6 protein-coding genes and 1 pseudogene are annotated in these 12415 nt (G+C 61.3%); 5 read left to right on the top strand and 2 right to left on the bottom strand.

What is annotated here, in order from left to right; translation table 11 throughout:
- Nucleotides 1-60: 60 nt before the first annotated feature.
- Together QZL63_RS05415 and QZL63_RS05410 are read right to left on the bottom strand one after the other, a co-directional pair.
- Nucleotides 61-813 carry a LytR/AlgR family response regulator transcription factor gene (locus QZL63_RS05415; protein WP_022308314.1) on the bottom strand — a complete coding sequence of 251 codons (753 nt, stop codon included), beginning with the start codon at nt 811-813 and terminating at the stop codon, nt 61-63.
- A 10-nt stretch (nt 814-823) separates the two neighbouring features.
- Nucleotides 824-2203 (bottom strand): sensor histidine kinase, encoded by a 1380-nt coding sequence (locus QZL63_RS05410; protein ID WP_022308313.1) that lies wholly within the window; start codon nt 2201-2203, stop codon nt 824-826.
- A gap of 205 nt (nt 2204-2408) precedes the next feature.
- On the opposite strand from QZL63_RS05410, the pseudogene QZL63_RS05405 reads away from it, so the two are divergent.
- The 5 genes and pseudogenes from QZL63_RS05405 to QZL63_RS05385 form a co-directional block, all read left to right on the top strand.
- Nucleotides 2409-3721 (top strand): annotated as a pseudogene (locus QZL63_RS05405) (MFS transporter).
- 44 nt (nt 3722-3765) lie between these two features.
- Nucleotides 3766-6807, top strand: coding sequence for a SusC/RagA family TonB-linked outer membrane protein (locus QZL63_RS05400; protein ID WP_290586140.1), 3042 nt, complete (start codon nt 3766-3768; stop codon nt 6805-6807).
- Between the two features lie 15 nt (nt 6808-6822).
- Nucleotides 6823-8487: a RagB/SusD family nutrient uptake outer membrane protein gene (locus tag QZL63_RS05395; RefSeq protein WP_022308309.1), complete on the top strand. Its 1665-nt coding sequence runs from the start codon at nt 6823-6825 to the stop codon at nt 8485-8487.
- 19 nt (nt 8488-8506) lie between these two features.
- Nucleotides 8507-10303, top strand: a complete 1797-nt coding sequence (locus QZL63_RS05390; RefSeq protein ID WP_022308308.1) for a SusE domain-containing protein — start codon at nt 8507-8509, stop codon at nt 10301-10303.
- 100 nt (nt 10304-10403) lie between these two features.
- Nucleotides 10404-12415: alpha-amylase family glycosyl hydrolase (locus QZL63_RS05385; protein ID WP_290586137.1), on the top strand; the 2012-nt coding region annotated here is incomplete at its 3' end.

Raw genomic sequence — 12415 nt, 5'->3', positions numbered from 1 at the left:
GCCACGGTCCGGGAACCCGGACCGTGGCGCTTTCAGTACGGAGACCTTACGGACATACGCTCACTCCTCGCCTTCGAGCCAGCGGAGGAAGTCGTCCACACGCGACCGGCTCACGACCATCTCGAAATCGGGATGGGGCCGGGCGATGATCTTCAGCCGGTTGCCGAGATACTTGACCACGCTGGCGATCGCCTGCATCGAGACGATGCAGTTGCGCGAGATGCGGAAGAAGTTCCGCTCGTCCAGCTCCTCGGAAAGGATGTCCAGCGAGAGGTCCATCACGTAACGGTTGTTGTCCACCGTCACCAGATAGGTGTTCTTCTCCTCGGAATAGAAATAGGCGATATCGGCAGTCTTCACCGGCACGATCCGGTCGTTGAAACGCACCACGTAACGCTGCTTGTGCCCGCGGGGCGGAGCGACCGCCTCGAGCAGCCGCGCCGTATCGGTCGCCGCGCCTCCTGCCCGGCAGCGCTCCACGGCCCGCCGGAGTGCTGCGGGATCGATCGGCTTGAGCAGGTAGTCGATGCTGTTCACCTCGAAAGCCCGCACGGCATAGCTGTCGTAGGCCGTTGTCATGATGACCCGGGCCGTCACGTCGATCTGCCGGAAGATCTCGAAACAGTCGCCGTCCGAGAGCTCCACGTCCATGAAAATCACGTCGGCGACATTCCCCGGAGTCCGCAGCCAGCCGACTGTCTCGCGTACCGAGCCGGTCGTCCCTACGATATGCAGGTCGGGGAAATGCTGCGTGAGCGCGCGGGCCAGGCTCTGCCGGGCCATGATCTCGTCCTCAACAATCAATACTCTCATAATAGCGGTATCATAACAAAGGTAAGGTGACACGGTATTCGTTCTCCGTGTGGCAGATTCCGATCGGCCGGTCGGCCAGATCGAGGTACTGCTGCCGGATGTAGTTCAGTCCCACGTGCGTGGATGAAGCCGGGGCGGAGAGCTTCGGGCGAAGGTTGTTCGTCACGGTCACCGAGTCGGCCGTAACCGCAATGCGGATCTCGAGCGGAGAGGAGGTATCCACCGCATTGTGCTTGATGGCGTTCTCGATGAGCAGCTGGATCGAGCAGGGGACGACGTTGCGCATCAGAGCCTGCTCGTCGATCTCCTGCCGGACGGTAAAACCGTCGGCGAAACGCACCTGCAGCAAATCGACATACATCCCGACGAAATCCAGCTCCTCCTTGAGCCGTACAAGCGGCTCAGCCTCGTTCTGAAGCATGTAACGGTAGATCCCCGCCAGCTTGTGGATGTAGGCGCTCGCCTGTTCGGTGCGTTGTTCGCAGACCAGACAGTCGAGTATATTGAGCGAGTTGAACAGGAAATGGGGATTGACCTGCTGCTTGAGTTTCATGTAGAGGAACTGCGCCTGATGGGTCCGCCCCCGCTCGGTCCGCAGCACGGAGCGGGCAACCAGCGCATAATCGACCATGAAGACGACCGAATAGAGCGTCGCCTCGAAGAGCAGCGTGATGATCGACAATTGGAGGAACTCGCGCCAGGAGAATGCCGCATCGAAGCCGAAGGGCAGATGCAGCCCGGCAATCAACGTCGCACAAACCGTCGTCACGAAGACGAACAAAGTGAGAGACAACGCCTTGACGACATTCTTCTGATCCGAGTGCCGCCGCATGTGGCGCACGTAGATCACATTGACTCCCAGCAGAAAGATCAGCGCCACGGAGTTAGACACCAGCAGGTCGGCCATCTGGTAGAAGCGCTCGACCGAGAACGAGGGTGTGGCAAAGAGTTCTACATAGGCCAGTCGGAGGGCGAAGATCACCCCCACGGCCAGCAGCACCAGCCCGATGCGGGGCGTCCACGTCGCCGGCCGCGCAGCATCGTCGCCGCGCCGGAAGAATTTGGTGAACCAGACTATGCCCCAGCCGAGAATCTCGGTCGTGAGGAAGGTCGATACGGCATGCACGGCGAGCGGCGAGCGGACGACCCGCTCGATCAACGCGGCGCCCCCCGTACCGAGCAGGTAACCGATCACATTGACCACGATGACGCTCGCGGCCGTAAACTCGACGTTCAGTCCCCGTCGCAGACAGATCAGCACGATCAACGCAATGGTCAGCAGCGTAAGCACCAGTTCGTCGTTCACCCCCGCGGTCCGGCACAACAGGGCGACGACGGCATGAAGGGCCGCAAACAGGTGGATGATTACGGAGACTTTGGACGACCGCATGGTGATCAGTTCTTCGGTTCGGGGTATTTGTTTAGGTCAGAATAAAGGTAGTGATTTTCGGCGAAACGACCAAATCCGCCGCCCAACCGCTCATCGGAAAAATCCTGCCATTCGTCGCCTCCATTCCCCCGTTCGTCGCCCGGAGGGTTCAAAATCGGGATTTTTTATTAAAATTTGTATGACCTAAAACACAACCTGCAACCGAATGAACAAGCCCAAACTCTCCTTTTGGCAGATTTGGAACCTCAGCTTCGGATTTCTCGGCGTACAGATCGGATATTCGCTCCAGAACTCCAATACGTCGAGCATTTTCGAATCGCTGGGTGCCGATGTAAGCCACCTGAGCTATTTCTGGCTCGCGGCACCGCTGGCCGGCATGATCATCCAGCCGATCATCGGGCTCTTCTCCGACGGAACGTGGACCCGTCTGGGCCGCCGCATTCCCTACATCCTGGGGGGGGGTCGATCGTCTCGGCGCTGGCGTTGGCCCTCATGCCCAACTGCCCGCGGCTGCTAGCTTTCGCCCCTTTGGCCATGGGAGCCTTCATCCTGCTCTTCATGGATCTCTCGTTCAATGTCACGATGCAGCCCTTCCGGGCCCTGGTAGCCGACATGCTCGACGACCGGCAGAAAACCCAGGGTTATGTGGTACAGACCTTCCTGATCAACCTCGGAGCAGTCATCGGTGCCATCCTGCCGCTGATCATGACGCAACTGGGCGTCTCGGACGAAGCCGAGCCGGGAAGCGTTCCCGAACACATCGCCTATTCCTATTATATAGGAGGCGCCATCCTGCTGCTGACCGTTCTGGTCACCTCGTTCAAAACCAGGGAGTACCCGCCCGAGGAGTTCGCCCGCTACAACGACCTGAAGCCCGAGCCGGAAGGCCCGCGCCCGGGGTTCATGACCCTGATGCGCAACATCCCGCAGGCCATGGTCCGGCTGGGGGTCACGCAGTTCTTCTCGTGGGCCGCCCTTTTTCTCATGTGGACCTACCTCAAGCCCGCCATCACGGGGGTTGTCACCGACCATGCAACGGGCGAGATCCTCTCGGCGGGAGCCACACAGACCTGGGTCGGCGTGCTGAACGGCACCTACCCCATTCCGGCCTGCATCGCCGCCCTCTTCCTGGGACGCATCGCCGCACGCTGGGGCAACAGGCCCGTCTACGCCGCCTGCCTGCTGCTGGGCGCCGCAGGTTTCGCCGGGCTCTGCCTGCTGCACAACCAGTATGCACTGATGATCCCGATGGTCGGCATCGGCATCGCCTGGGCCGGAATCCTCGCCATGCCCTATGCCATCCTCTCGCGGGCCGTCGAACCCCGACACATGGGGGTCTACATGGGTATCTTCAACTTCACGATCACCATCCCGCAGATCGTCATCGGACTGACCGGAGGCGCCATCGTCAAATACTGCTTTGCCAGCAATGCCGTGTGGATGCTGGCCCTGGCCGGCCTGTTCATGTTGCTTGCTGCCCTCTCCGTGGGCTTCGTCCGTGAGGAGGCGGCCCGATAAACCGAACCCGAAAGAAACCAATTTATCAACCAACCAAAATTCCTATGAAAAAATTTTTGACTATGTGTGTGGGAATCTTGCTGACCGGCCTGATTACCCCCCCCCTTACGCTGGCGCAAAACGCTGGCTATGAGGTACAAGGCGTAGTTGTAGACAAAACAGGAATGCCGATTCTGGGAGCGACCGTGGTCGAGAAGGGTACGACCAACGGCGTCTCGACCGGAATCGACGGCGACTATGCCATCCGTGTGGCCTCGCCCGAATCGGTGATCGAGGTCAGCTACGTCGGCTACAAGACCGTCGAGCTGGTAGCCTCGTCGTCGCTGCTCGCCCGACTCACGCTCGAAGAGGATGCCATGGGCATCGACGACGTGGTGGTCATCGGCTACGGTACGGTCAAGAAGAACGACATGACCGGATCGGTCGTAGCCGTCAAGGCCGAGGAGTTCAACCGCGGAGCCGTCGTATCGGCCCAGGACATGCTCAAGGGCAAGGTGCCGGGCGTACACATCATTCCCGGTGACGGAGGTCCCGGTTCGAGTTCGACGATCCGCATCCGCGGCGCCGCATCGCTCAATGCCTCGAACGATCCGCTGATCGTGATCGACGGCGTGCCCATCGCCTCGGATGGCGGCACGGGTATGGCCAACCCGCTCGAGACGATCAATCCCAACGACATCGAGTCGTTCACCGTACTCAAGGATGCCTCGGCGGCAGCGATCTACGGTTCGCGCGCCTCGAACGGCGTAATCATGATCACGACCAAGAAGGGCAAGGGCAACACCCCGCGCGTGTCGTACAGCGGCAGCGTGAGCGTACAGACCAACTCCGACGAGCTGCCCGTGATGACCCCCGGAGAGTTCCGCAGCTATGTGGACCGCGTCTTCCCCGCGGGAACCGCCACCGGCGACAAGGTGCACGCCATGATGGGCGACAAGAACACCGACTGGCAGGAACTCATCTTCCGGACGGCCATCTCGCACGACCACAATGTCAGCCTGACGGGCAACATCAACGACCGCATGCCCTACCGCGCCTCGGTGGGCTACACCAACCAGCAGGGCACGCTCGAAACCTCGAAATACGAACGCGGGACCCTCGATCTGAGCCTCTCGCCCAACTTCTTCGACAAGCACCTGACGGTCAATATGAATGCGAAGGGTGTGGTCACCTCGCAGCGCTACGCCTCGAGCGGGGTGGTCGGCTCGGCAGCCTTCTTCAACCCCACGATCGACCCCTACTGGCGCAACGAGGACGGTTCGATTGACTACACGACCACCAACGGATTCTGGAACTACGGTTCGGGCCGCGGCGATGAGTTCACCCCCAACACGCTGCTGGGTGCCGGACCTCTCTCGCAGCTCTACGACCGCGACAACACGGCGCGCGCCAAACGTTTCATCGGCAACGCGCAGATCGACTACAAGGTACACGGTTTCGAGGCCCTGCGCTTCAACCTCAACCTCGGTATGGACATCTCCTCGGCGAAGACCTACGACGGGGTGAACCCCGGATCGTTCCAGGCCTACACCGACACCGAAGCCCGCGGCTGGGGCCAGTACTCGTGGACGACGAACTTCCGCCGCAACCAGCTGCTCGAGTTCTACGCCAATTTCAACAAGGAGTGGGGCATCCACCACCTCGACGTGATGGCCGGCTACTCGTGGCAGCACTTCTACAGTTCGGACCACACGGTGACCTACTTCAACGAGACCCACGAGCAGAAGGGCGAGGATTCGCGCTATCCGTTCAACCGCCAGGAGAGCTACCTGCTGTCGTTCTACGGCCGCATCAACTACTCGATCGCCTCGAAATACCTGTTCACCTTCACGCTGCGTGACGACGCCTCGTCGCGCTTCTCGAAGGATACGCGCTGGGGCCTCTTCCCGTCGGCCGCCTTCGCCTGGAACATCGCCCAGGAGGAGTTCCTCAAGGACGTGCGCGCCGTCTCGTCGCTCAAACTGCGTCTGGGCGCCGGACAGACCGGACAGCAGGAGATCTTCCAGAACTATCCCTACCTGGCCCGCTACTCGATGTCCACCGATGTCTACAAACAGTACAACATGGGCAGCGCCGGCTACATGTTCTACCTCACCCCGGCCGCCTACGACCCCGACATCAAGTGGGAGACTACGACCACCTACAACGTCGGCCTCGACTTCGGTTTCCTGGACGGGCGCATCAACGGCAGCGTGGACTGGTACCTGCGCCAGACCGACGACCTGCTCAACAACGTCATCACCCCGATGGGTTCGAACTTCGGCAACACCGTGCTGACGAACATCGGCTCGATGGAGAACCGCGGCGTGGAGTTCAACCTCAACGTCATCCCCGTACAGACCGAGGACTGGAACCTCATGATCGGACTGAACGGCACGTTCCAGCACACCGAATTCACGAAACTCAACAACACGGACGATCCCGACTACAGCATCCAGACGGGCGGCATCTCGAAGGGTACGGGCAACCTGCTCCAGCGCCACATGGTCGGTTACTCCCCCTATACGTTCTACTGCTTCCAGCAGGTTTACGACCAAAACGGCAACCCGATCCAGAACGCCCTGGTAGACCGTGACAAGGACGGCAAGATCACGCAGGCCGACCGCTACATGACCGACAAGAGCCCCAACCCCGACTTCTTCTACGGTGTGAGCGTCAAACTCTCCTACCGCAACTGGGATTTCGGCTTCAACGGCCACGGCTCGGTAGGCAACTGGGTCTTCAACGACTTCGCATCGGCCAACTCGACCTCGAACCTCGACCTGAACGCCGGCAACCTGCCCAACTTCGCCAAGCTCGTCGAGAAGACCGGCTTCACGAAGGCCAACAGCGGCGAACAGTGGTATTCGGACTACTTCCTCGAGGACGCCTCGTTCTTCCGCATGGACGACATCAACCTCGGCTACACCTTCGACAAGGTGGGCAGCTGGAAGGGCTCGATCCGCGTGGCCTTCGGCGTGCAGAACGTCTTCGTCATCACGGACTACAGCGGTGTGGATCCCGAAATTCCGGGCGTGAACGGCATCGACGGCTCGATCTGGCCCCGCCCGCGCACCTACTCGCTGCGTCTGAACGTCAATTTCTAAAACCGAAAGAGAACCATGAAACGAAACATGAAACACATAGCCTGGATCGCCGCAGGGGCCTCGATGCTCTTCACCGCCTGTATCGGAGACCTCGACACCCTGCCGCTCAACCCCTCCGACTCGACCTCGGAAACGGTCTACGGCGCCGATGAGAGCGGCTACATCGCCGGACTGACGAAACTCTACTTCAACTTCGTCTCGAACGAAACCACCGACCTGCAGGTCAGCGATGCCGGCGCCTCGGAGCTGGTCCGCGCCTTCTGGACCGTGCAGGAGGTGACCTCCGACGCCTGCAAGTGCGCCTGGGAGAACGACGCCTGGGTGCGCGCCATGAACACCAACACGTGGTCCGATGCCGACAACGACGCCACCTATGCCGTCTACGTCCGCACGCTGCAGGGCATTGCCTACACCAACGAATACCTGCGCCAGACCGCTTCGGACCGCCTCTCCGACCGCGGTGTGAGCAGCGAACTGGCCGCCAAGATCCAGGGGTTCCGCGCCGAAGCCCGCTTCCTGCGCGCCTACTTCTACTGGATGGCTCTCGACGTATTCGGCGACGTGCCCTTCACCACCGAGAACTCACCCTTCGGCGGCGGCGTGAACCCCAAGCAGGCTTCGCGCAAGGATGTCTTCGACTACTGTATCTCGGAGCTGACAGCCCTGGCGGCCGACAACAGCCCGATGCCGGCCGCCCGCTCGAACTACCCGCGTGCCGACAAGGGAGCCGTGCTGGGTCTGCTGGCCCGCATGTACCTCAACGCCGAGGTCTACACCGGAACACCCATGTGGCAGGAGGCCAAGGATGCCTGCGAGGATATCTTCACGATGGGCTACTCGCTCTGCCCGGAATATACCGACCTGTTCCGCGGTGACAACGGCGAGAATCCCGAAGCCCTGAACGAGGTTCTCTTCGGCATCTCCTACGACGCCGAGCAAACGCAGTCCTACGGCGGCACGAGCTACCTGACGCTGGCCGCCATTGCAGCCACCGACGTCTCCTCGACCCAGATGATCAACGGCGTGAACAACGGATGGGGCGGTATCCGCGTACCCTATGAGTATGTCGAGAAGTATTTCAACGTCCGCAACGCCGACTACTCGGCCGGTACCTACGACGTGAACGACAAGCGCGGCAGGATGTTCTACATCAAGGGCCGTTCGGAGTCGATGGACGGAGCGCTCTACGTCTTCCTCAATGGCTGGAGCTGCCTGAAGTTCAACAATATACCCCACAACATGGACCAGGATTCATACCTTGCGACGGCCGCTTCGAAGGCCTACAGCGACATCGACTTCCCGATGATCCGTCTGGGCGAGATCTACCTGATCTATGCCGAGGCCTGCATGAACCTCGGACAGGCCAACACGGCGCTGCCCAAGGTCCAGGATCTTGCTGCACGTGCCGGTGTAACCGCACCGACGTCGATCACGCAGGAGTGGCTGATCGAGGAGCGCGCCCGCGAGCTGATGTGGGAGGGTCACCGCCGCACGGACCTGATCCGCTACGGCAAGTTCACCTCCTCGTCGTTCCTGTGGACCTACAAGGGAGGCTCCTTCAGCGGTCAGGGATTCGACGACCACATGAAGATCTTCGCCATCCCGGCATCCGAGCTGGCCTCCAACCCCGAGTTGCACCAGAACCCCGGATACGGAGCCGGCACCTCCACCGAAGAATAATTAAAAACCTTCAAGAACCATGAAAATCAAGAGATATGCGATGATGCTGGCGGCCACCACGGGACTCTTCGCCGCCTGCCAGGATCTCGACGAAATGCACACCTACGCCCCGGAGGATGTGGTGGCTCCCGTGCTCCACAACCTGCCCGAGGAGATCGTCATCACCTCCGAGAACATGGGCGAGACCCAGGTTTTCACGTGGGATGCCGCCGATTTCGGCGTCTCCACACAGATCAACTACTCGCTCGAGGCCTCCTGCGGCGAGGGCGACCCCGTAGTTCTGTTCGCGGACCTTACGGATACCTCCACCGAACAACCCTACGAAAGCATCAACACCAAACTCGTCTATGACGCAGGCGTTGAACCGGATACCCCCACCCAGGTGAACTTCTACATCAGCGCCACGATCGGCTCCGATTTCGAGAAGTTCTACTCGGCCCCCGTTGCCGTCACCATGACCGTCACCAAGGCCGAACGGGTCTACCCGACCGTCTGGGTGATCGGCGACTACTGCGGATGGAACCACTCGAACTCGCAGTTCCTGTTCAGCTTCTCGGACGACGAGATCAACTACGAAGGCATGATCGACTTCGGAGAGAAAGCAGCCAACGGCTTCAAACTGACGGGCATAGGAGGCTGGGACGACTCTTGCAACTGGGGTACCGACGGCGAAGCAGAAGCCCCCGAAGCCGAAGCGGCCTCCATCAAGCTGATCTCGGCCGGCAACTCGGGCAACATCACCGCCTACTCGAAGCGCTTCTACCGCTTCGCCTTCAACCGCGAATCGCTGACGCTCACCAAGGAGCTGTCGTTCGACCAGCTGGGAATCGTGGGCGACGGCGTCGGCAGCTGGGACAATGACGTCGTGATGGAGTTCGACACGAAGACGCAGCGCTTCTGGGCCGATGTCGAACTGGTGTCCGGTGCGATCAAGTTCCGCGCCGACGGAGCCTGGGACACCTCGTTCGGCTCCTCGACCGAAGGCATGCTCGACGGCAGCGACAACATCCAGGTTCCGGCCGGAAACTACCGCATCTACGTCAATCTGAACAACTCGGCGGCGATGACCTACGAGCTCAACGCCGACGATTACGGGCAGAGCGGAGGCGAAGAGGAGCCCGACCCCGAGACGGCCGACTGGTACATCCACGGACAGACCGTCGCCACTCCCGACTGGGGCCCGACCCCGATGGAGAGCGCCAGCTCGAACATCGTCGCCTACAAGGCCGCCGGAGTGGAGGTTGCCGCCAACTCGCAGTTCCTCTTCAAGAGCGGCGACGAGTCGCAGTGGCTCGGTGCCGACGCCTCGCTGGCAGGCGGAGACGAAATGTACACCTGCACGGTCGGCTCGGCCTTCGCCGTATCGGCCAACAAGGTGAATGCCGTCATTGCCGAAGCCGGCACCTACGACTACTGGTTGCTGCCCGAAGCCGGACGCGCCTACGTCATGGCCGCAGGGGTCAAACCCGAATACGTCGCCGAGACGTGGGGCCTGATCGGCACCATCTCCGGCTGGGGTGATCTGGGAGACCTGTCGATGAGCGAACAGGAGGGTTACCTCGTCCGCAAGGGCGTTGCGCTGACGACCGCCGACGAATTCAAGATCCGCTTCAACAACGAGTGGGACGACTCGAAGAACTACGGTACGGCCTCGGGCGGTGCGATCGACATCAACACGGCCGTCGCGGTGGTCACCAGCGGCGGATCGCAGAACATGAAGGTCCAGCTCGACGGCACCTACGACATCTACTTCGATCTGGCCAACAGCACGATCTACGTCATGAGCCCGGGCAAGACCCCGGCCGACGTACAATAGGACGCATCCACGGAGCGGAGGAGCACCTCCGCTCCGTTTCTGGCCTGCGGCCCCCGACCGGACCGCAGGCCCCGAATAGAGAAACAAGAACCGATTAACGATGATGAAAAAACTGCTCTACCTGCTGCTGCCGCTTCTCCTGGCAATGGCATTCTCGTGCAGCGAGGACAAGACCTCCGGCAACGGAGGCGCGCTGCTCACCGTGACACCCGACAAGATCGAGTTCGGGACCGAAGGCGGAAGCCAGCTGATCGACCTGCGCACCGACGCCGGTTCGTGGACGCTGACCCCAAGCGACGGGGCCGAATGGTGTACCCCCGAACGAACTTCGGGCCGGACCTCCACGTCGTTCCACATCCTGGCAACGGCCAACGACGGCGCCGAACGCACGACAACGCTGACCGTCTCGGCCCCGGGATGCGAACCGGTGGCGATCTCCGTAAAACAGGCGGGCGACACGCCGGCCGGCAGCGAAGAGGTCGTGGCCGAACCCGATGCCTGGGATAACGTCAAGCGCGCCGACATCTCCTACCAGACGCTCGTCTACAGTTTCGCCGACGGAGACGGAGACACGAAAGGCGACCTGAAGGGACTCACCGGACGGCTCGACTACCTCGACGCACTGGGTGTCTCGGCCATATGGCTCTCGCCGATCCACCCCTCAGCCTCGTACCACGGCTACGACGTGCTCGACTACGAGGCAGTCAATCCCACCTTCGGCACCGAAGCCGACCTGAAGGCGCTGATCGACGCCGCACATGCCCGCGGCATGAAGATCTATCTGGACTATGTGCTCAACCACACGGCCAAGGACCATCCCTGGTTCCGGGAGGCCGTCTCCTCGACGGAAAGCCCCTTCCGCAGCTACTACATCTTCTCGAAGGACCCGCAGTCGGACATTGCGGCCGGGAAGATCGACCAGATCGCCACGGAAGGCGCCGCAGGCTACGATGCGGGGCAATGGTTCTCGACAGACAGCGATGCGGGGGCTGCGGGACGCTTCCGTTTCGAACTCGACTGGACGAACGCCGCAGCGCCGACCGTCACGGTCACCGAGACGACCGACGCCCCCGACGAGGAGAACACCGACACCTCGGCCGGCGGCAAATACCTCTATTACGGCGATGCGCAGATGGCGCGTTTCCACACCACCGACGACACGCACTACCACCTGACGCTCGACTTCGCGTCGGACTGGGGCTTTCTGATCCGCACCTCGGCCACCTCGTGGGCCGCAGGAACCAAATTCGGAGCTCCGGACAACCGGACGATCCTCGAGATGGGCAAACCCTTCACGCTCACGTCGAGCAGTTCGGCGGCCAACATCCAGTTCGCAATGCCGACACTCTATCACTCGCACTTCTGGACCGCCGCCTTTGCGGACCTCAACTACGGCAAGGCAGCCGAGGCCGAGCAATCGGCCGCATTCAAGGCCGTGACCGAAGCAGCCGACAAATGGGTGGCCATGGGCATCGACGGATTCCGTCTCGACGCCGTGAAGCACATCTACCACAATGCCTACAACGATGAGAACCCCACCTTCCTCAAGAAGTTCTACGACCGCATGAACGACTCCTACCACGCCAACGGCGGACAGGGCGACTTCTACATGGTGGGAGAGATGCTCGACGACGGCGCCAACGCCGCTCCCTACTACAAGGGACTGCCGGCCCTGTTCGAGTTCTCGTTCTGGTACAAGCTCTCCTGGGCCCTGCAAAACGGCATCGGGCGTTACTTCGTCAAGGACATCCTTGCATACCAGCCCGCCTACAGACAGTACCGCTCCGACTACATCGAGGCCACGAAACTCTCGAACCACGACGAAGACCGCACGGCCACGGCACTGGGCCGCGTGGAGGGACGGCTGCGCGTGGCTGCCGCCGTGCTGCTCACGGCGCAGGGCGCCCCCTACATCTATCAGGGCGAGGAGCTCGGATACTGGGGGTCGAAGCAGAACGGCGACGAATACGTCCGCACCCCGATCCTGTGGGACAAAGCCGCGAAAGAGCTCGCCTCGGGAGCACTCTCGGGCAAGATCGACAAGTCGATGCTGACCGCAGCGATCTCCGTGGAGGCGCAGGACGAGGACGAAGGATCGCTGCTGAAGCTGTA

This window comes from Alistipes sp. CAG:268 (genome assembly GCA_000434235.1).
Lineage (GTDB): Bacteria > Bacteroidota > Bacteroidia > Bacteroidales > Rikenellaceae > Alistipes > Alistipes avistercoris.
The sequence above is the reverse complement of the archived record's forward strand: the minus strand, read 5'-3'. Positions and strand labels throughout refer to the sequence as shown.